Origin of the sequence: Promicromonospora thailandica (assembly GCF_024171955.1) — a bacterium.
In the GTDB taxonomy this organism is placed as follows: Bacteria; Actinomycetota; Actinomycetes; order Actinomycetales; family Cellulomonadaceae; genus Promicromonospora; species Promicromonospora thailandica.
The window spans coordinates 146394-167446 of record NZ_JAMTCS010000003.1 but is presented as its reverse complement, the minus strand read 5'-3'; the positions used below and the strand labels follow the sequence as shown (position 1 = coordinate 167446).

18 protein-coding genes are annotated in these 21053 nt (G+C 73.8%); 1 reads left to right on the top strand and 17 read right to left on the bottom strand.

The genetic code is table 11. The features are described from left to right. Positions 1-40: 40 nt before the first annotated feature. The 16 genes from APR03_RS06075 to rimP form a co-directional block, all read right to left on the bottom strand. Positions 41-535 (bottom strand): tetratricopeptide repeat protein, encoded by a 495-nt coding sequence (locus APR03_RS06075; RefSeq protein ID WP_253833670.1) that lies wholly within the window; start codon positions 533-535, stop codon positions 41-43. Continuing rightward, complete coding sequence (dapB, locus tag APR03_RS06070; protein WP_253833669.1) at positions 532-1305, bottom strand: 4-hydroxy-tetrahydrodipicolinate reductase; 774 nt, start codon at positions 1303-1305, stop codon at positions 532-534. The genes APR03_RS06075 and dapB overlap by 4 nt, the downstream gene beginning before the upstream one ends. Before the next feature lie 26 nt (positions 1306-1331). After that, positions 1332-2660, bottom strand: a complete 1329-nt coding sequence (locus tag APR03_RS06065) for a M16 family metallopeptidase (RefSeq protein ID WP_253833668.1) — start codon at positions 2658-2660, stop codon at positions 1332-1334. 1 nt (position 2661) lies between these two features. Next, positions 2662-4896 (bottom strand): polyribonucleotide nucleotidyltransferase, encoded by a 2235-nt coding sequence (locus tag APR03_RS06060; RefSeq protein WP_253833667.1) that lies wholly within the window; start codon positions 4894-4896, stop codon positions 2662-2664. 194 nt (positions 4897-5090) lie between these two features. Further along, a complete protein-coding gene (rpsO, locus tag APR03_RS06055) occupies positions 5091-5360 on the bottom strand; it encodes a 30S ribosomal protein S15 (protein ID WP_119137907.1) in 270 nt (89 codons plus the stop codon). 141 nt (positions 5361-5501) lie between these two features. Beyond that, entirely contained in the window at positions 5502-7436 is a 1935-nt protein-coding gene (locus APR03_RS06050; RefSeq protein ID WP_253833666.1) for a peroxidase family protein, read from the bottom strand. Positions 7437-7563: 127 nt separating this feature from the next. Then, the gene (locus APR03_RS06045) at positions 7564-9093 is read right to left on the bottom strand and encodes a DUF6297 family protein (protein WP_253833665.1); all 1530 of its coding nucleotides are present in this window, start codon (positions 9091-9093) and stop codon (positions 7564-7566) included. Continuing rightward, entirely contained in the window at positions 9090-9770 is a 681-nt protein-coding gene (locus APR03_RS06040; RefSeq protein WP_253833664.1) for an ABC transporter ATP-binding protein, read from the bottom strand. Before APR03_RS06040 ends, APR03_RS06045 begins: the two co-directional genes overlap by 4 nt. A gap of 71 nt (positions 9771-9841) precedes the next feature. Then, positions 9842-10858, bottom strand: a complete 1017-nt coding sequence (locus tag APR03_RS06035) for a bifunctional riboflavin kinase/FAD synthetase (protein ID WP_253833663.1) — start codon at positions 10856-10858, stop codon at positions 9842-9844. 94 nt (positions 10859-10952) lie between these two features. Then, positions 10953-12017 (bottom strand): tRNA pseudouridine(55) synthase TruB, encoded by a 1065-nt coding sequence (gene truB / locus APR03_RS06030; RefSeq protein WP_253833662.1) that lies wholly within the window; start codon positions 12015-12017, stop codon positions 10953-10955. A gap of 37 nt (positions 12018-12054) precedes the next feature. Further along, a complete protein-coding gene (locus APR03_RS06025) occupies positions 12055-12222 on the bottom strand; it encodes a hypothetical protein (protein ID WP_253833660.1) in 168 nt (55 codons plus the stop codon). Continuing rightward, positions 12219-12656 (bottom strand): 30S ribosome-binding factor RbfA, encoded by a 438-nt coding sequence (gene rbfA / locus APR03_RS06020; protein WP_253833659.1) that lies wholly within the window; start codon positions 12654-12656, stop codon positions 12219-12221. Before rbfA ends, APR03_RS06025 begins: the two co-directional genes overlap by 4 nt. Positions 12657-12746: 90 nt before the next feature. Continuing rightward, positions 12747-15704 carry a translation initiation factor IF-2 gene (gene infB, locus APR03_RS06015; protein WP_253833658.1) on the bottom strand — a complete coding sequence of 986 codons (2958 nt, stop codon included), beginning with the start codon at positions 15702-15704 and terminating at the stop codon, positions 12747-12749. A gap of 177 nt (positions 15705-15881) precedes the next feature. Further along, positions 15882-16148, bottom strand: coding sequence for a YlxR family protein (locus APR03_RS06010; protein WP_308216448.1), 267 nt, complete (start codon positions 16146-16148; stop codon positions 15882-15884). 84 nt (positions 16149-16232) lie between these two features. After that, the gene (gene nusA, locus APR03_RS06005) at positions 16233-17282 is read right to left on the bottom strand and encodes a transcription termination factor NusA (RefSeq protein ID WP_253833657.1); all 1050 of its coding nucleotides are present in this window, start codon (positions 17280-17282) and stop codon (positions 16233-16235) included. A gap of 1 nt (position 17283) precedes the next feature. Next, complete coding sequence (gene rimP, locus APR03_RS06000) at positions 17284-17877, bottom strand: ribosome maturation factor RimP (RefSeq protein ID WP_253833656.1); 594 nt, start codon at positions 17875-17877, stop codon at positions 17284-17286. Between the two features lie 212 nt (positions 17878-18089). Between rimP and APR03_RS05995 the strand changes: the two genes are divergently transcribed. After that, positions 18090-19148: a DUF4439 domain-containing protein gene (locus APR03_RS05995; protein WP_253833655.1), complete on the top strand. Its 1059-nt coding sequence runs from the start codon at positions 18090-18092 to the stop codon at positions 19146-19148. A 34-nt stretch (positions 19149-19182) separates the two neighbouring features. Here the strand turns inward: APR03_RS05995 and APR03_RS05990 are convergent, their stop codons facing one another. Then, entirely contained in the window at positions 19183-21009 is a 1827-nt protein-coding gene (locus APR03_RS05990) for a proline--tRNA ligase (protein ID WP_253833654.1), read from the bottom strand. Positions 21010-21053: the final 44 nt, after the last annotated feature.

Here is a 21053-nt window from a genome sequence, read left to right as displayed (position 1 = left end):
GAGGGGCGCGGATCCGAGGCCCGCGCGGGGGTGGGCTACGTCACGCGCGGAACAGGCCCGCCGCGGTCCGCAGCGCCTCGCGCGCCCGGCGGCGGTCGCCCGCCGCGTCGTACGCGAACGCCAGGTTGTACCAGGCGCGCCAGTCGTCCGGGGTCTCCTCGACCGTGACCCGGCGCTGCTCGAACGCCTCGTCGGCCGCGGCACGGTCGATGCGGCCGCCCGGCGAGCGCGGCAGGTCGTCCACGGGCAGCCGGCCGTCGGCCGCGAGGGTGTCGGCCATGCGCTGCACGGTCGCGGCGAGCCGGTACTCCCGCGCGATGAGCCCGATGACCAGCAGCGGGATGACCAGCACCCCCACGCCGATGCCGATCAGCACGGGTTCGCCGCTGCGCAGCATCGCGAGGCCGCGGCCCCCGATCTGCCAGACGTAGAGGGCGAGCAGCGCCGTCAGGGCGATCGCCCCGGGCAGCCCGCGCGGCACCTTGCGGCCAGACGGCGCCCGGCCGCCCGCGCCCGCGACGTCCTGGCCGCTCACGAGAGGTCCAGAACGTGCTCGAGGCCCACCGTCAGGCCGGGCCGCGAAACCACGGAGCGGACGGCGAGCAGCACGCCGGGCATGAAGGAGGCCCGGTCGAACGAGTCCTGCCGGATCACGAGCTGCTCCCCCGCGTTGCCGAACAGGATCTCCTCGTGCGCCACGAGGCCGCGCAGGCGCACGGCGTGCACGCGCACGCCGTCGACGTCGGCCCCGCGGGCGTCCCAGCCGGACTCGGTCGCGTCGGGCGAGGACCCGCGGCCGGCCTCGGCGCGCGCGGCGGCGATCGCCGCCGCGGTGTGCCGGGCCGTGCCCGACGGCGCGTCCACCTTGTTCGGGTGGTGCAGCTCGATGATCTCGGCCGACTCGAAGTAGCGGGCGGCCTTCGCGGCGAACGTCATGGCCAGCACCGCCGAGAGCCCGAAGTTGGGGGCGATGAGCACGCCGAGCGCGCCGCTGCCGCCCTGGCCCCGCGGCGACAGCTCCGCGAGGTGCGCGGTCACGCGGGCGCGGGCGGCGTCGTCCCAGCCGGTGGTGCCGACCACGGCGTGCGCCCCGGCGTCGAGCACCGCGTGCACGTTCGCCTCGGTGACGGCCGGGACGGTGAAGTCCACGGCGACGTCCGCCCCGGCGAGGGTCTCCGCGGAGACCTCGTCGCCCCGGCCGAGCCGCGCGACGAGCTCCAGCCCGTCGGCGCCCTCGACGGCCGCGCACGCCTGGCTGCCCATGCGCCCGCCGGCCCCGAGCACGGCCACCTTGATGTCACTCACGATCCACCCTCGTTCCCGCTGACGGTTCAGTTGTCGGTCGGGCCCACGCGGACGATCGAGCGCGGGCGCGACGCCAGGTCCTGGGCCAGGGTCTGGACGTCGGCGGCCGTGACGGCCTGGATACGGTCCAGCGACTCCGCCAGGGACAGGAGCTCACCGTAGACGAGCTCCGCCTTGCCCAGCCGGCTCATGCGCGAGCCGGAGTCCTCCAGCCCGAGCACCGTACCGCCGCTGAGCTGCCCGATCGACCGCTTCAGCTCGGCCTCGGTGATGCCGTCGTGCGCGAGCTTCTCCAGCTCCTCCACGAGCAGCTCGGTGACCTGGTCCGCCTTGGCGGACGCGCACCCGGCGTACAGCCCGAACGTGCCGAGCCCGCCGTGCGCGGACGCGAACGAGTAGGTCGAGTACGCCAGCCCGCGCTTCTCCCGGATCTCCTGGAACAGGCGCGACGACATGCCGCCGCCCAGGACCGCGTTCAGCACCGACAGCGCGAAGCGCCGGTCGTCCGTCGCGGAGATGCCCGTGGAGCCGATGATGATGTTCGTCTGCTCGACCGGCCGCTCGATGGTGCGCTCGGTGCCGACCTCCGGCACGCCCACCCGGTCCTCGGTGGCGGCCCGCCGGTCGCGCGGCGCGACGGCGGCGTCGAGGTCCCACCCGCCGTCGGACAGGGCCTGCGTGACCTGCTGCACCAGCCGGTCGTGGTCGATGCCGCCGGCGGCGGTGACCACGAGGGTCTCCGGGCGGTAGTTCCAGCGGTAGTGGTCCCACACGGCGTCGCGCGGGACGGCGTTGATGGTCTCCGGCGTGCCGCCGATGGGCCGGCCCAGCGCGTGGTCCCCGAGCACGACGGCGGAGAACTGCTCGTGCACGACGTCGGTCGGGTCGTCGTCGTTCATCGCGAGCTCTTCGAGGATCACGCCGCGCTCGGTCTCGAGCTCGTCGGAGTCCAGGCGCGCGGAGGTGACCATGTCGGCGATCACGTCGACCGCCATGGGCAGGTCGGAGTCCAGCACGCGCGCGTAGTAGCACGTGTGCTCCTTGCCGGTGGCCGCGTTCGCCTCGCCGCCCACCGCGTCGAACGCCTCGGCGATGTCCATCGCCGAACGCCGTGCGGTGCCCTTGAAGAGCAGGTGCTCCAGGAAGTGCGTCGAGCCGAAGTGGCCGTCGGTCTCGTCCCGCGAGCCGACGCCGATCCACGCGCCCACCGTCGCCGAGCGCTGGCCCGGCATGTGCTCGGTGAGGACACGGACACCGCCGGGCAGGACGGAGCGACGGATCGTCGCGCCGTCCTGCCCGGCGGTGAGCTCGGCACCGGGCTCGCCCGAGGGAACGAGCGGCAGGTGCCAAGCCATGTCAGGCGTCCGCGGGTGCGGGGGCCTCGGCGGCGTCGGCCGGGGCCGACTCCTCCTCGTCCGTCACGGCGACCAGCGAGAGCTTGCCGCGCGGGTCGATCTCACCGATCTCGACCTGGACCTTCTGGCCGATGGACAGCACGTCGTCGACGTTCTCGACGCGCTTCCCGCCCACGAGCTTGCGGATCTGGCTGATGTGCAGCAGACCGTCCTTGCCCGGGGACAGCGAGATGAACGCGCCGAACGACGTCGTCTTGACGACCGTGCCGACGAACCGCTCGCCCACCTCGGGGACGTGCGGGTTGGCGATCGCGTTGATCGCCGCGCGGGCGGCCTCGGCCGAGGGGCCGTCGGTGGCGCCGATGTACACGGTGCCGTCGTCCTCGATGGAGATGTCCGCGCCCGTCTCCTCCTGGATCTGGTTGATCATCTTGCCCTTCGGGCCGATGACCTCGCCGATCTTGTCGGTGGGGACCTTGACGGTGATGACGCGCGGGGCGTTCGGGGACATCTCGTCGGGCACGTCGATCGCCTCGGCGAGGACCTCGAGGATCGTCAGGCGCGCGTCGCGCGCCTGGCCCAGGGCGGCCGCGAGGACCGACGCCGGGATGCCGTCGAGCTTGGTGTCGAGCTGGATGGCGGTGACGAACTCCTTGGTGCCGGCGACCTTGAAGTCCATGTCGCCGAACGCGTCCTCCGCGCCCAGGATGTCGGTCATCGCGGCGTAGCGGGTCTCGCCCTCCACGGTGTCGGACACGAGACCCATCGCGATGCCCGCGACCGGGGCGCGCAGCGGCACACCGGCGTTGAGCAGGGACAGCGTGCTCGCGCACACCGAACCCATCGACGTCGAGCCGTTGGAGCCGAGAGCCTCGGACACCTGGCGGATCGCGTACGGGAACTCCTCGCGGCTCGGCAGCACCGGCACCAGGGCACGCTCGGCGAGCGCGCCGTGACCGATCTCGCGGCGCTTCGGGCTGCCCACGCGGCCCGTCTCACCGGTCGAGTACGGCGGGAAGTTGTAGTTGTGCATGTAACGCTTGCGCGTCTCCGGACCGAGCGAGTCGATCTGCTGCTCCATGCGGAGCATGTTCAGCGTGGTGACACCCAGGATCTGGGTCTCGCCGCGCTCGAAGATCGCCGAGCCGTGCACGCGGGGCAGCACCTCGACCTCGGCCGAGAGGGTGCGGATGTCCGCGAGGCCACGGCCGTCGATGCGCACGCCGTCGGTGAGCACGCGCTGGCGCACGAGCTTCTTCTGCAGCGAGCGGAACGCCGCCGACAGCTCCTTCTCGCGGCCCTCGAACTGGGCGTCGAGCTGCTCGTGGACGCTCGCCTTGATCTCGTCGAGCGTGTTCTCGCGCTGCTGCTTGTCGGCGATGGTCAGCGCGTCCCGCGTGGGGGCGGTGACGGCCGACTCGACGGCGGCGTACGCGTCGTCCTGGTAGTCCGGGAAGAGCGGGAACTCCTGCGTCTCCTTGGCGGACTGCGCGGCGAGCGCGGCCTGCGCATCGCACAGGGCCTTGATGAACGGCTTGGCCGCCTCGATGCCCTCGGCGACGACCTCCTCGGTGGGGGCCGCGACGCCGTCGTTCTTGATGAGGCCCCACGCGTTGTCGGTGGCCTCGGCCTCGATCATGGCGATCGCCACGTCGTCACCCACGACACGGCCGGCCACGACCATGTCGAAGACCGCGCGCTCCTTGTCGGAGTACTTCGGGAACGCGACCCACTGGCCGTCGACCAGGGCGATGCGCACGGCACCGACCGGGCCGTCGAACGGCAGGCCGGAGATCTGGGTCGACGCCGAGGCGGCGTTGATCGCCAGCGTGTCGTACGCGTCGTCCGGGTGGATCGCCATGACGGTGATGACCACCTGGACCTCGTTGCGCAGGCCCTTGACGAACAGCGGGCGCAGCGGGCGGTCGATCAGGCGGCAGGCCAGGATCGCCTCGGTCGAGGGACGGCCCTCGCGGCGGAAGAACGAGCCGGGGATGCGGCCCGCGGCGTACATCCGCTCCTCGACGTCCACCGTCAGCGGGAAGAAGTCGAACTGGTCCTTGGGGTGCTTGCCGGCCGCGGTGGTCGACAGCAGCATGGTCTCGCCGTCGAGGTACGCGGCGACGGAGCCGGCGGCCTGCTTGGCGAGGCGCCCGGTCTCGAACCGGACGGTGCGGGTGCCGAAGCGACCGTTGTCGATCACGGCCTCGGCGAACTGGATCTCGGGACCCTCCACGGGTGCCCTCCTTGTTCTCTCGGAACGCCCCCGCACCCGACGGTCATCGATCGAGGCCTACCGAACCAGGTGTTCGGGAAGCCACTACCGAGGACCGGACGAGGTCACGGGCGGCGTTCGTGGTTGTTGTACTACAGCATCTCACCAGACCAGCCCGGCCCCCGCAGCGGGGGCCGGGCTGGTAGGAGACAGGTTCAGCGACGCAGGCCGAGCTTGTCGACCAGGGCGCGGTAGCGCTCGATGTCGATGCCCCGCAGGTAACCCTGGAGACGACGACGCTGGCCCACGAGGAGCAGCAGACCACGACGGCTGTGGTGGTCGTGCTTGTGCTCCTTGAGGTGCTCGGTCAGGTCCTTGATGCGCTGCGTGAGGAGCGCGATCTGCACCTCGGGCGAGCCGGTGTCGCCCGGCTTGGTCCCGTACTCGGAAATGATCTGCTGCTTCGTGGCAGTGTCGAGCGGCATGGGCTCTCCTTCGGTGTCGTTGCGCGGTGCTCCGGGACTAGTTCACCGGGGCGCTCTGGATCCGCGGCCGTTCAGACGGCGGTACAACATTACCAGTGCTGAGCCCGTACGTCCGACTGCCCGGATGAGACCTCCCGCACGTCACGCGCCGTCGTGGCCCGCGTAGCCCATGCCGGCGGGGCCCCGGCGGAACCGCGGCAGGCCCGCCTCGTCCTCACCGACCGGGAACACCCCCGCGAACGCCAGCAGGTCGGTGATCGTCGTGACCAGGCGCCCGTCCTCGAACCGCACCCCGTAGCCCGGGTTCCAGTCGCCGCCCGGCCGCCGCATGAACGAGTCGGGGTCCAGGCGCAGCAGGTACAGGAACGTCTCCACCAGGACGCGGCTGCCGACCTCACCCAGGAAGTTGCCGTTGCCCTGGACCTCGGCCTCCTTGAGCACGTAGTACCACAGCGGCGTGCCGTCCAGGTCGTCCAGCGCGGCCACCACCTCGGGCGACGCGTTCCGGCGCAGCTGCTCCGGCGTGAGCGGCCGCACCCGCAGCGCCCGGGCGACGGCCTCGCCGGTCGGGATCGCGAGCATGTAGCCGCGCAGCAGGTTGCGCTGCGCGAGCTGCTTGAGCAGCGCCTTGATCGGGGCCGGCGCGGTGTTGCCCTCGTTGAGCAGGTCGCCCAGCCCGTCGGCCAGGAACGGGTCGATCTTGCGTGCCATGCGGAACGCCAGCGGGTCGCCCTTGTCCGTGAGCCGCGGCCACTCGATCGGCCAGTTCGAGGGCAGGGCGGGCAGCGGGGCCGCAGGGTCCGGCGAGAGCCCGCCGTTGCCGGTGAACTGGAAGAGCTGGTCCAGCGTCGCCACGCCCCCGGGGCCGGTGCCCGTGAAGTTGACGTTGAAGTCGTACGCGCCGCGCACCATCGAGTGGCCGAACCGGAACGCCGCCACCGCGAACTCCAGCGGCATCGAGATGCGGCGCGCGGGCCGGAACAGCGTCGGCCCCTCGGCCAGGACGGAGTCCAGGACGCCGGCCTTGGTCAGGGTGCGCAGGTAGTCGTGCACCACGAGCCACTGGTAGTGGAAGCGGACGAGCTGCTGCGCCCGGTCGAACAGCTCGCGCTGCGTGGTCGCGAACCACGGCTCGTGCCGTGCCACCCAGTCCACGACGGCGTTGTGGAACCGGATCATCGCCACGTGGAACTGCGCCACCACGAGGTTCTCGTCGTTGCGGCTGTCCGGGATCAGCGGCATGCGCTCGCTGCCCGGCTCGGCGCTGCGCGGCAGGTCGCGCTGGGGGTCGTCGCCCGGAGCCACCAGGGAGAACGGTCCGATCGGCTCGGTTCCGACCCGGCCCAGCCGCAGCTTGGCCGAGTCCGGCACGTACGCCGCCTCGCTGCGCGTGGCCCCCCGGTCCTTCTCGCCCGCGAACCGCGGGCCCGACCCGTACAGGCTGTCGAGGTCGAGCAGCGGGATGCGCCCGTTGTGCAGGCTGCGGCGCACCACGTCGGGGTCGAACGCACGGAACGGGTCGGCGACGACGTCGCCGAGCGCCTGGTCGCCGCCCGGCCCCGAGCCGTCGTCCGGCCCGTTGGTGTTGAGGGTGATGTCGTGGTCGATGAACTGGCCCCAGTAGGTGTAGACCGCGGGGACCGTCGAGTCGCGCGACGGGGCCGGCGGAGCCGGCGGCGTGCCCGGAGCCGGGGCGGGCGGCGGCCCGGCGGGCGCCTCGATCATGCCGGCGCCGAGCCGCATGAGGGCGTCGCGCGTCGCGTCCACCTGGTCGCCGACGGGCAGGTGGGCCTGGGGGAACCGTCGCGCGAGGTCGCGCAGCAGGTAGTCGAACGAGGTGGTGGCGTCGAAGCGGTGCTCACGCAGGTCGCGGCGGACGGCGGCCTCCGTGCGCGGCATGAGCGTGGCCGTGCTGTCCTGCGGCGCGGTGCCGGGGTTCGAGTCGGCGGGCACGAACACGCCGCCGTGACCGATCCGGCGGACCGTGCGGCCGGCCGGGGTCTGCGCCAGGTCGACCGCCTCGTGGGGGCTGCGATTCGGGTCGCCCTGGGACGGCACCTGCGTGGTCTGGGCCATGATCCTCTCCTTGGTGCTTCTCTGGCTGGGTATCCGGCTGGGTATGGGCCTTCCACCAGGAGGAGCGCCGCGGAGCGGAGCCGTGACCGATTCGGCCAGATCCGAAGCACGTATCAGAACGGGGGTGTCACACCATGCGCCGCACGTGCGCCGCCCACAGCACCGCGCCGACCGCGCACCCCACCTGCAGGCCGACCAGCACCGGGGACGCGACCCCCACCACGACGGCCACGGCGAGCGGCAGCGTGCCGAGCACCACCAGGTCCGGACCCTTGAGCTGGTGCAGCACGAGCCCCGTCGGCAGGGCCCCGGCAGGGGTGGCGATCATCGGCACGTCCCACGGCACCGGACCCCGGTAGGCGCTCCGCACGGCGGCGGCCCCGAGCACGACGGCCGCCGGCGCCGCCGTCGCGACCCACGCCCCGCCGCCCGACGCCACGGCGACCACGACCAGCACCAGCCCGGCGGTCACCGTCGGCCACACCGTGCGCAGCGCCCGTGCGGCGCGCGCCCCGAGCGGGACCAGCGCGTCGAGCCGCGGGTTCTCCCCCGCGGTCCGCGGCCCGACGGCGCCCGCGACCGCCCCCGCCCAGCCCAGCCCCGCCAGGACCGCCCACAGCCCGATCCCGCCGGCCAGCACCGGAACCTGCACCGCGACCGCCCCGGTGGCCGCGACCGCCACCAGGCCCGCGAGCGCCGCCGACGAACGAGCCAGGAGCGTGAGGTCGGCGGCGAGGACCGCGCTGGCGGGGCCGCGGGCGAGCCCGGGCACGCGGGCCAGGACCCGGGAGGCCACCGGTCCGGAGCCGAGGAGCACGCGGCTCACGCCGCCGCTGTCCAGGGAGAGCAGTGCCGCCGACGCCTGCATCGCCGCCGACGCGCGGGCGCGCAGCTCACCGGCGCGCAGGCGGTCGAGACCCGCCACCCAGAGGGCGAGGGCCACGACGCCCGCGAGCGCCACAGCCACGGTCGCGGGCCAGGGCGCGGCCCAGGCTCCGAGACGCGGTGCCCACAGCGCGCCGGCGAGCCCCGCGACCGGTACGGCGGCCAGCAGCAGGGTGAGCACGCGGGCCGGACCGCCGCCCGCCGTCGTGCCGCTCACCTGGAGCACGCCCGCACCGCCCACGACGAGGAGGCCGAGCGCGCCGCCGAAGGCGCCGTCCAGCAGGACGGGGACGGGGGCGGCGCCGACGAGCAGCGCGGGTACGGCGCCGGCCAGCAGGCCCGCACCGGCTCCGGCGAGGGCCGTGCGCACCACCGAGGGAGAGACCAGGCCGGCGCGGCCGGCGGGGGTGGGCAACCACCAGCGCACGCCCGCGGCGGGCAGGCCCGCGGGGCCCAGGCGCGTGGCGACGACGGCGCCCCCGACCAGGGCGAGCGCGAGCGCCATGGCCTGGATCAGCCCGTGGCCGAGGCCGGTCCCGGTGGCGTCGGACGAGAGCAGCTCGCGCACGGGCGTGCCGAACCCCCACAGGTACAGCACGACGAGGGCGACGGTGATCGCCACCTCGCCGACATCCGCCACCACGCGCCCGGGCTCGGGCGGCAGGTTGTGCGCCCGCACGCGCGCGGTCAGCCGCCGCAGCTCGGCCCCGGTGAGCCGTTCCTCCTCGACGGCGACCAGGTCGGTGAGCGGGCGCGGCTGCGCGCCCGTCACCGGAATCCCGCCAGCACGCCGGGGGCCTCGTCCGGGTCCAGGAGCACGGCGCCGTCGTCCGACAGGTGGAGGGCGCGGGCCCCCGTCGCGGCCAGCAGGCGGTCGTCGTGCGTCGCGAACAGCACGGCGGTGCCGGCGTCGGCCTCGGCGCGCAGCGTGTCGGCGAGCCGGCCGCGCATGGCGGTGTCGAGACGCTGCTCGGGCTCGTCCAGGACGAGCAGGTCGCGGGGACGCACCAGGGCGCTCGCGAGCAGGAACCGCCGGCGCTGCCCGGACGAGAGGGTGTGCGGCATGGCGCCGGCCTGCCCGGCGATGCCCATGTGGTCGAGCACCCGGTCGGTGACGGCTCCGGCGTCGGCGACGCCGTGCCCGCGGGCGGTGAGCACGAGGTGCTCGCGGACGGTCACGCCGGGGAAGAACGCGTCGTCGTCCAGCACGCCCGCGACCCGGGTGCGGAAGGCGCGCTCCCGCTCGTCCACGGCCCGGCCGAACGCCCGGACGGTGCCGGACAGCGGGTCCTGCAGCCCGAGCACGGTGCGCAGCAGCGTGGACTTGCCGGTGCCGTTGGTGCCGATGACGGCGACGGCGTCGCCGGGCGCCACGGTGAGCGAGAGCGGCGGGCAGACGGCGGTGCCGCCGTACCCGACCACCAGGCCGGACAGTTCGAGGAGCGTCATGCCCATCTCAACGTGCGAGCGCCGCGAACCTCTCCCGGGACCTGGTTCACCGCCGTGCCCCGACGACCTCGTCACGGCTTCAGGATGTCGCGCGAGCGCGCCACGTCCTCGTTCATCTGGGCGATCAGCGGCTCGATGCCGTCGAACCGCTGCGTGGGCCGCAGGTGCGCGGTGAACTCCAGGACCACCGTCTGGTCGTACAGGTCCAGGTCGGTGCGGTCGAGCACGTACGCCTCGACGCGGCGCTCCACGCCGTCGAACGTCGGGTTGGTGCCGACCGAGATGGCCGCGGGGAGGATCTCCTCCTGGCCGGGGGCGGCCGCCGGGGCGACCGACCGCCCGGCGGGCACCGCGAAGCTCGCGCACGTCGCCGCCGAGCCGCGGCGCAGCCAGCCCGCGTACACGCCGTCGGCGGGCACGAGGCCGGTGATGTCGCCGAGGTTGGCCGTCGGGAAGCCCAGCTCGCGTCCCCGCGCGTCGCCGTGCACCACGGTGCCGCGCAGCAGGTGCGGGCGGCCGAGCACGTCGGCGGCCTGGTCGACGTCGCCCTCCGCGAGCAGCGCGCGCACGGCGGTCGACGACCAGCGCTGGTGTCCCTCGCCGTCGCGCGCGGCGTCGCCGACGTCCTCGATGGCCACGACCTCGAACCCGTGCTGCCCGCCGAGCTCGACCATCGTGGCCAGCGTCCCGGCGTTCTGCTTGCCGAAGCGGACGTCGTGGCCGACCACGACCGTGCGGGCCCGCAGACCGTCGACGAGGTACCGGGAGACGAACTCCTCGGGCGTCTGGGCGGCGAAGTCGAGCGTGTAGTGCACCAGCAGCGTGGCGTCCAGGCCCGTGCGCTCCATGAGGGCGAGGCGGTCCTCCAGGCCCGTGATCAGCTCGGGTGCCGACTCCGGCCGGTGCACGGCCGCGGGGTGCGGCTCGAACGTGACGGCGACGGCCTGCGCGCCGTCACCGCGTGCGAGCCGGAGGATGCGGTCGAGCACCGCCTGGTGTCCCCGGTGGACGCCGTCGAAGTTGCCGATCGTGACCACTGACGGCCCGAATCCCGGGGGGACCTGTTCCAGGTCCGTCCACAGCTGCACGCGGGTGCTCCTCAAAGATCAGGTGGCTCGGGTGCCACCAGCCTATCCGCAGCCCGGGGGCTGCTGGGTCTGCTGCTGGGTCTGCTGCGGGGTCTCAGGTGGCGGGCGCGAGCACCAGGACGGGCTTGGCGAGGCTCTCGCCACGCCGCCGCGTGTCCTCCAGGAGCGCCACCAGCGTGCCCGACGGCGAGACCGCGGCCACGACCTCGGGTCTGCCCGACGGCTCGACCCACTGGCCGTAACCCAGGGCGCGCACCTCCGCCTCGTCGAGCTCGCGCACCGGGAAGGTGCCGCGCGCGGCGTCGGCGAGCGGGAGGGTGGCCAGGGTGCCGTCGGCGTCCGCCTGCGCCTCGAGCTGCTCCAGGGTGCGGGCGCCCGCCAGGTCGTACCCGCCCACGCGGGTGCGGCGCAGCGCCGTCAGGTGGCCGCCGGCATCCAGGGCGGCTCCGAGATCGCGCGCGAGCGCGCGCACGTAGGTGCCGGACGAGACCGTGACGCGCACGTCGACGTCGAGCACGGGCACCTCGCGCACGGGGCCCCCGCCGGGGTGCGCGGCGGTGGGTGCGACGCCGGGAGACGCGTCGGGGTCTTGGTCGTCGACATACACCTCGTCGGTGTCGGGCACGGCCGCCGTCCCGGGGCGCACGTCCAGCACGTCGAACCGGGACACGGTGACGGGCCGGGCCCGGAGCGCGACGTCCTCCCCCGCCCGGACGCGCGCATAGGCACGCTTGCCGTCCACCTTGATCGCGGACACCGACGTCGGGACCTGCAGGATGTCGCCCGTGAGCTCCGCGACGGCGGCGTCCAGCGCCGCCCGGTCCACGCGCCCGACGGCGTCCGGGTCGCCCACGGCCGCGACGGTGCCCTCGGCGTCGTCCGTGGTCGTGGCGACACCCAGCCGGATGGTGGCGTCGTAGTCCTTGTCCGCGCCCACCACGTAGGTGAGCAGGCGCGTCGCCTTGCCGATGCCGAGCACGAGCACGCCGGTGGCCATGGGGTCGAGCGTGCCGGCGTGGCCCACCTTCCGCGTCCCGGCGAGCCGCCGCATGCGCCCGACGACGTCGTGGCTCGTCCAGCCCTGGGGCTTGTCGACGACCACGAAGCCGTCGGCCGCCGTCGGACGGCGGGGTGGAGCCTGCGGGGTGGGTGAGGTCATGGCTACCAGTATCCCGTGGGTCAGGGCCGGCGCAGGGTCAGGGCCGGCGCAGGGTCAGGGCCGGCGCACGGCGTCGAGGTGGGTCGCTCTCGACGAGGTACGTGTCGAAGTACTTCGACGCCACCTGGCCGGACCGCAGGGTGAACGACCCCGTCAGCCGGCAGGTGGCGTCGATGTCGCGGGCGAGCGCGGCGTCGGAGGTCACTCCGTGTCGTCGTCCTCGCGCGGCTTCTTGTACGGGTCCGCCTCGCCCGCGTACTGGGCCCCGGCGCGCAGCGCCTCCAGCTCCGCGTCGCGCTTGCGGGCCTCGACGAGGGCCGCGTCGAGCGTGGCGGCCGTCTCGGGCACGGAGTCGAGGTGGAACTCCAGGGTGGGCGTGAGGCGGATGCCCGTCTGCTTGCCCACCTCCGAGCGGATCAGGCCCGTGGCGCTCTTCAGCGCCGCGGCCGTGCCCTCGCGCTCCTCGTCGGAGCCGTAGACCGTGTAGAACACCGAGGCGTTCTGCAGGTCGCCGGTGACCCGGACGTCGGTGACGGTCACGAAACCGAGGCGCGGGTCCTTGATCCGCGTGTCGATCATCTGCGCGACGATCACCTTGATGCGGTCGGCGAGCTTGCGGGCCCGCGGGTTGTCGACCATCTCTTCTTCCCTTCCGAGGTGAGCGAGCCGGAGCCCGGCGCCCGTGTCGGGGTCTGACACGGGCGCCGGGCTCCGGCTCGACGAGGAACGTCAGACGCGCGGCTTCTCGCGCATCTCGAACGTCTCGATGGTGTCGCCCTCGACCACGTCGTTGAACGAGCCGAGACCGATACCGCACTCGAAGCCCTCGCGGACCTCGGTGACGTCGTCCTTCTCGCGACGCAGCGACTCGATGGTGAGGTTGTCCCCCACGACCGTGCCGCCCCGCAGCACACGCGCCTTGGCGTTGCGGCGGATGCTGCCCGAGCGGACCACCGAACCGGCGATGTTGCCGAACTTCGAGGAACGGAAGACCTGGCGGATCTCCGCGGTCCCGAGCTGGACCTCCTCGTACTCCGGCTTGAGCATGCCCTTGAGGGCCGCCTCGACGTCCTCGATCGCCTGGTAGATGACCGAGTAGAACTTGACGTCCACGCCCTCGCGCTCCGCCAGCTCCTCGACGCGCTCGCCGTACTTCACGTTGAAGCCGATGATCACGGCGCTGTCGACCGTGGCCAGGTTGACGTCGTTCTGCGTGATCGCACCCACACCACGGTGGATGACGCGCAGCTCGACCTCCTCGCCCACGTCGATCTTGAGCAGCGCGTCCTCCAGCGCCTCGACAGCACCGGACACGTCGCCCTTGAGGATGAGGTTGAGGCTCTCGACCTTGCCCTTCTTGAGCTCGGAGTCGAAGTCCTCGAGGCTGATCCGCTTGCGACGCTTGGCCAGCGTCGCGGCACGCTCGGCCGCCTCGCGCTTCTCGGCGATCTGGCGGGCCGTCCGGTCGTCCGGCGCCACGAGGAACGTGTCGCCGGCGCTCGGGACGCTCGTCAGACCCAGCACCTGGACCGGACGGGCCGGGAGGGCCGCGTCGACCGAGTTGCCGTGCTCGTCGAACATCGCACGGACGCGGCCGTGGGCCGTGCCCGCGACGATCGCGTCGCCGACGTGCAGCGTGCCCGACTGGACCAGCACCGTGGCCACGGAACCGCGGCCCTTGTCGAGGTTGGCCTCGATCGCGACACCGCGCGCGTCCTTGGACGGGTTGGCGCGCAGGTCGAGGGAGGCGTCGGCGGTCAGCAGCACGGCCTCGATGAGGTCGTCGATACCGATGCCCGGCTTCGCGGCGACGTCGACGAACATGGTGTCGCCGCCGTACTCCTCCGCCACCAGGTTGTACTCGGTGAGCTGCTGCCGGACCTTCGCCGGGTTGGCGCCCTCGACGTCGATCTTGTTGACGGCGACCACGATCGGCACGCCGGCGGCCTGCGCGTGGTTCACGGCCTCGACCGTCTGCGGCATCACGCCGTCGTCGGCCGCGACCACGAGGATCGCGATGTCCGTGACCTGTGCACCACGGGCACGCATGGCGGTGAACGCCTCGTGACCCGGGGTGTCGATGAACGTGATGGCGCGCTCGACGCCCTCGTGCTCGTGCGTGATCTGGTAGGCACCGATGTGCTGCGTGATCCCGCCGTGCTCGCCGGCCACGACGTCCGACTTGCGGATCGCGTCCAGCAGCTTCGTCTTACCGTGGTCGACGTGACCCATGACGGTCACGACCGGCGGACGGGCGGCGAGGTCGTCGTCCGACTCCCCGGCCTCCTCGGCCTCCAGGTCGATGTCGAAGGTGCCGAGCAGCTCGCGGTCCTCCTCCTCGGCCGAGACCATCTCGATCACGTAGCCGAGCTCGGCGGCCAGCGTGCCGAAGGTGTCCTCGTCGAGGGACTGCGTGGCCGTGGCCATCTCGCCCAGGTGGAACAGGACGGTCACGAGCGACGCGGGGTTCGCGTCGATCTTGTCCGCGAAGTCGTTCAGCGAGGCACCGTGGCGCAGACGCACGACCGTGCTGCCGTTGCCGCGGGGAACCTGCACGCCGCCGAGCGACGGGGCCTGCATGGCCTCGAACTCCTGGCGCTTCGCCCGACGCGACTTGCGGCCGCGGACCGGCTTGCCGCCGGCGCGCCCGAAGGCACCCTGGGTCGCACCGCGACCGCCGGCACCACGACGCGGGCCGCCGAAGCCGCCGCCACCACCGGGACGACCCGGGGCACCGGCACCGGCGCCACCGCCGCCACCCGGACGTCCACCGCCACCGGGGCGGCCGCGGCCGCCACCGGGCGCCGGGCGGTCACCCGGACGCGGCATGGAGGTCTTGCCCGGCATCATGCCGGGGTTCGGACGCGGGCCACCGGTGCCACCGGGGCGCGGGGCCGAGGGACGCGGACCGCCGGGGCGGGGTCCGCCCGAACGCTCACCACTGGCCTCGGCGCGCTCGGGGCGCTGCCCCGGACGCGGCATGCCCTGGCTCGTCGCGAACGGGTTGTTGCCCGGACGCGGCGCACCACCGGCCGGACGGTCGCCACCGCCGGCACCCGGACGGCCTCGGCCGCCACCGGGACGCGGCATGCCCTGGCTCGTCGCGAACGGGTTGTTCCCCGGACGCGGCGCACCGCCACCCGGACGGTCGCCGCCCGGACGCGGGCCACGGCCGCCGTCGCGGGCGGGACGTGCGCCGGAGGGCGCGGCACCGGGCTTGGGGGCACCGGGGCGCGGGGTCGCGGCCGGCTTCGGCGCACCCGGCTTCGGGGCGGCCGCCGGCTTGGCGGACGCCGCGGGCGCCGCAGGCGTCTCCTGGGCGGCCGGAGCCGGAGCCTCGGCCGGGGCGGCCGGAGCAGGACTGGGGGCCGGGGCAGGCGCCGGTGCGGGCGCGGCCTCGGTCCGGGGTGCCGGAGCCGGCGCGGGGGCCGGCGCGGCGGGCTTCTGGGCCGCGGGCTTCGCGGCCGGCTTGGGTGCGCTGGGCGCGGGCTTGGCCGCTGCGCCCTTGTCGGACGAGCCGGCAGCGCCACCGGCCGGGAACTTGTCACGCATCGCACGCTCGACGGGTGCCTCGAGGGTCGAGGACGCCGAACGGACGAACTCTCCTGCGGCCTTCAGCTCGGCCATCAGGGTCTTGCTCTCCACTCCGAGCTGCTTTGCGAGCTCGTGAACGCGGATCTTAGCCACATCTCTCCTGTCTCGGTCCGTCCCGGGACAGGGAGGACCGCCATTAGTACTGAGTACTCATCGCTGGGGACTCATCGGGTGCCCATCGGCTTCTGACCCGCTTCCTTGTCGACGATTCGCAGAGTTCGGCCGGACGCCGGGTGGCGTCCGGTCGGGACGGTCGTGCGGCCGGTGCACTCACCGGCCGAGGTGTGCTCGTACCTCACCCAGGTCGACGGGACCGTCGACGCGCAACGCACGTGACACGGCCCTGCGGCGCTCGGCGAGCTCCAGGCACCGCGGCTCCGGGTGGACCCAGGCGCCGCGACCCGGCAGACAGGCCCGGACATCGACCACGATGCGCTGTGGACCTGCCACCGCGTCACCGTGCATCGAAGGGTCCGGCACCAGACGCAGGAGTGCAGACCGCTGGTCACGCTCCCGGCACCCGACGCACGTACGCACCGGACCTTCGTCCGGAACGGGGTACGTCGAGGAGCGGGCGCGTGGCCCAGACTCGGACAGTCTACCGCGCCGCCCCACCGGCCGTTACCGGCCCCTCTGCGTGTCGGCGGGGGTGCCACCTGCACCCGAGTCGGTCGCCTCGTCCGACCGGATGTCGATGCGCCAGCCCGTCAGCTTGGCGGCGAGCCGCGCGTTCTGCCCCTCCTTGCCGATCGCGAGGGACAGCTGGTAGTCGGGGACGATCGCCCGCGCGGCGCGGGCCTCGGCGTCGACCACTGTGACCGACGACACATGGGCCGGCGACAGGGCGCTGGCCACGAAGGACGCCGGGTCGTCGCTGTGGTCGACGATGTCGATCTTCTCGCCGTGCAGCTCGGCCATGACGGCGCGCACGCGGGCCCCCATCGGGCCGATGCAGGCACCCTTGGCGTTGAGCCCGGCCACGCGCGACCGGACCGCCATCTTGGTGCGGTGCCCCGCCTCGCGGGCGATGGCCGTTATCTCGACCGAGCCGTCCGCGATCTCCGGGACCTCGAGCTCGAAGAGCTTGCGCACGAGGTTCGGGTGCGTACGGCTCAACGTGATCTGGGGGCCCTTCATTCCACGGCTGACCTCGACCACGTAGGCGCGCAGCCGCTCGCCGTGCACGTACTCCTCGGTGGGCACCTGCTCGTGCGGCGGCAGCACCGCCTCGGTGCCGCCCACGTCCACGAGCACGACGCGCGGGTCGCGGCCCTGCTGGATCACGCCCGCGAGGACCTCGCCCTCCTTGCCGCGGAAGGTGCCCAGCACCTGGTCGTCCTCCGCGTCACGCAGGCGCTGCACGATGACCTGGCGGGCCGTCGCGGTCGCGATGCGGCCGAAGTCCTGCGGCGTGTGGTCGAACTCGGGGCCGAGCTCCACGCCCGGCCGGGCGTCCGGGTCGTCGGGGTCCGCCTCGACGGGCAGCTCCTCGCGCGCCCACACGGTCACGTGGCCGGACGAGCGGTCCAGCTCCACGCGAGCGCGGTTGTAGGCGTCGGGCGTGCGGTGGTAGGCCGAGAGGAGCGCCTGCTCGATGGCCGCCACGAGGACGTCCAGGCTGAGATCCCTCTCACGCTCCAGCATCCGCAGGGTGGTCATGTCGATGTCCATGTCAGCCTTCCTCGTTGCGGCCGGGGCGGCCCGCGGTCGCGTCGTCGAAACCGGCACCGTCCGCGTCGTCGTCGGTGCCTTCACCTGCACTCTCGCCCAGTTCGCCGGCCTCGGCATCCTGGGCCTCCTCGAGGCGCTTCAGCTCGACCTCGACCTTCCCGCGGACCACGTCGGCGACGTCGATCCGCCGGTCGTCGTCGAGCACCAGCACGGGGGCGTCGCCGTCGGTCAGGACGTCGGTCAGCCGGCCCTCCGCACGGGCGCCGTCGGCCAGCTTGAGCGTCACGAGCCGGGTCCGGGCCCGCTTGAAGTGCCGCAGCTCCGTCAGGGGCCGGCTGGTGCCCGGGGTCGAGATCTCGAGCGTGTAGGCGCCCGGCACGACGTCGTCCTCGTCCAGCGCCGCCGAGACGGCGCGCGACACCTCGCCGAGCTGGTCGGAGTCGAGGCTGCCCACGGCGTCCTCGGGCAGGTCCACGGTGACCCGCACCACCGACCTGCTGCCCGCACGCGTGGCGGTCACCTCCTCGAGGTACAGCCCCGCGGCCTCGACCGCCGGCCGCACCACGTCGCGGACCGCTTCCGCCTGCTGTGTCATCGCCTTCCTCCCGTCGGCTCCCCCGTGCGGGGGCACGGTTCGAGCCGGAACGGTTCGACCGATGTGCTGTTGTTGTCTGTTGCCTGTGTCCAGCCTAACGAAGCGCCAGGCCTCGGCACCTCGCGCGGGACGTGACGTCCGCGACCCGACCGCGGCCACCCGGCCCGGTCAGCACACGAACGGCCCGGGCGGACATGGCATCATCGGCCACGATGAACCCCAACGACCCCAGGTCCCGCACGCGACGCCGGTCAGGTCTGACCGCGCTGGTCCTGACCTGCGCGATCATTCTCTCAGGTTGTGGAGTGCGGCTGGAGACGCCGCCGCCCACCGAACCCGTGCCGGACGCCGCGGAGGTCGTGCGGCGCACCGCGGTCGCGGACGCGCTGCTCGTGGCCGAGACGGCCGAGGCCGCGGCGGGTGCCGAGGGCGTCGGGGGCGACGTCGCGGACGCGCTGGGCCGGGTCGCCGCGGCGACCACCGCGCAGGCCGAGCAGCTCGGTGGCGAGTACGACTCCGGCCTGGACGACATCGTGGCCGACCGGTCCGCGTCGTCGCCGTCCGCCACGGCCCCCGAGCGGACGCCGGCCGCGGTGCTCACCTCGCTGGTCGACGCCGCCACGCGCACCCGGGCGGCCGCGAACCAGGCCCAGCCGGGGCCCCTCGCCCGGCTGCTCGCCTCGATCTCCGCCGCCCAGACGCGCGACGCGTGGACCCTCGCGCGGCTGACCAGGGGTGAGGCTCCCGAGCTGCCCCCCACCCAGATCCCGGAGCCCGCCGACCCGGACGCCGAGCAGACCGGGGACGAGTCCCCGGCCACCGCGTCGGCGTCCGGCGCGCAGGACGCGCCGGTGGTGCCCGGCGGCCTCTCCGCCGAGGACCTGAGCGCCGTCGTGGTGGCCGAGGACTCGGCGGGCTACGCGCTGGAGGTACGGGCGGCCCAGGCCTCCGGCGACCTGCGCAGCCGCGCCCAGGACCGTGCCCGGCTGCACCGGGCCCGCGCCCAGGCGTGGGCGCTGGTGGCCGGGGTCGACGGCACCGACCAGGACCCGCGCCAGGTCGCGTACGCCGTCCCCGGGACGGAGACGTCCACGCAGGACCTCGCGCGCGACCTGGAGGCCGGTCTGGCGCAGAACTACGCCTCACTGACCGGCCGCGCCGAGCCCGGCACGCGCGCCGTCCTGGTCGCCCTGCTCACGGACGTCACGATCGCGGGCGCCGGGTGGGGCGCCGAGGCCGTGCCCTTCCCGGGCCTGCCGGAACAGGCCTGAGCGGGCGCGCCCGGGTGACCGGCGCGCCCGGCCCTCAGGCCAGGAGCGCCGCCACCCGGTCCGCCACGGCGTCCGCGGCCTCGGCCACGGGGAGCTGCTCCGCCTCGCCCGCGCGCGGCCGGACCTCGACCACGCCGTCGGCCAGGCTCTTGCCCACGGTGACCACCAGCGGCGCGCCGAGCAGCTCGGCGTCCTTGAACTTCACGCCCGGCGACACCTTGCCCGTGCGGTCGTCGTAGAGCACCTCGACGCCACGGGCGGCGAGCTCCCCCGCGAGCCGCTCGGCCGCCTCGAACACCGCGGCGTCCTTGCCCGCCGCGACCAGGTGCACGTGCACGGGCGCGACGTGCGCCGGCCAGGCGAGGCCCTTGTCGTCGTGGTTCGCCTCCGCGAGCGCCGCGAGCGCACGCGTGACGCCCACGCCGTAGGAGCCCATGGTCACGACGGCCTGCTTGCCGTTCTCGTCGAGCACGACGAGGCCGAGGGCCTCGGCGTACTTGCGGCCGAGCTGGAAGATGTGGCCCATCTCGATGCCGCGGGCGAGCTCCAGCGGGCCGGAGCCGTCGGGCGCGGGGTCGCCGGGGCGCACCTCGGCGGCCTCGACCGTGCCGTCGGCCGTGAAGTCGCGGCCCGCGACCAGGTCGAACACGTGCTTGCCGGGCTCGTTGGCGCCGGTGATCCACCGCGTGCCGGGCACGACACGGGGGTCGAGCAGGTAGCGGATGGCCGGAACCTTCTCACCGCCGGAACCCTCGACCTGCTCGCCCTGGGGGCCGAGCACCTGCGGGCCGATGTAGCCCTTGACGAGCTGCGGGAACCGTGTGAAGTCCTCGTCGGTCGCGGCCTCGGGCTCGGCGGGGCTGAGCGCCGCCTCGATGCGCTTGAGGTCCACCTCGCGGTCGCCGGGCAGCCCGACGACGACGATCTCGCGCGTGCCGTCGGGCTGGACGAGGGCCAGCACCACGTTCTTCAGGGTGTCGGCGGCGGTCCAGGGCCGGTCGGGGCGGGGGAACGTCGCGTTGGCGAGGTCGACGAGCGTGGCGATGGTCGGGGTGTCCGGGGTGTCCTCGACGTGGGCCGCGGGGGCGTCGTCGTAGGGGATCGCCTCGGGGACGGGCGTGACCACGGCCTCGACGTTGGCGGCGTAGCCGCCGGGCGAGCGCACGAACGTGTCCTCGCCGATGGGCGAGGGCGACAGGAACTCCTCCGAGCGGGAGCCGCCCATGGCGCCCGACATCGCGGAGACGATCACGTAGTCCAGGCCGAGGCGCTGGAAGATCTTCTCGTACGCCTCGCGGTGCTTCTGGTAGCTGACCTCCAGGCCCTCGTCCTTGACGTCGAACGAGTACGAGTCCTTCATGACGAACTCGCGCCCGCGGATCAGGCCCGCGCGGGGGCGCGCCTCGTCGCGGTACTTGGTCTGGATCTGGAAGAGCGTGACCGGCAGGTCCTTGTACGACGAGTACAGGTCCTTGACCAGGAGCGCGAACATCTCCTCGTGCGTGGGCGCGAGGAGGTAGTCGGCCTCCTTGCGGTCCTTGAGGCGGAACAGGTTGGGGCCGTACTCCTCCCAGCGGCCGGTGGCCTCGTAGGGCTCCCGCGGCAGCAGCGCCGGGAAGTGCACCTCCTGGCCGCCGATCGCGACCATCTCCTCGCGGACGATCGCCTCGATCTTGGCCAGCACCCGCAGGCCCAGCGGCAGCCACGAGTAGATGCCCGGGGCGGCGCGGCGGATGTAGCCGCCGCGGACCAGGAGCTTGTGGCTGGCGACCTCGGCCTCGGCCGGGTCCTCGCGCAGGGTACGGACGAAGAGGGACGACATGCGCAGCACGTCGCCCTGAGTGAGGCGTGCGGAAGACATGGGGCACAGCCTATCCGCGCGGGGGCCCGCGGCTCTCCCGGAAT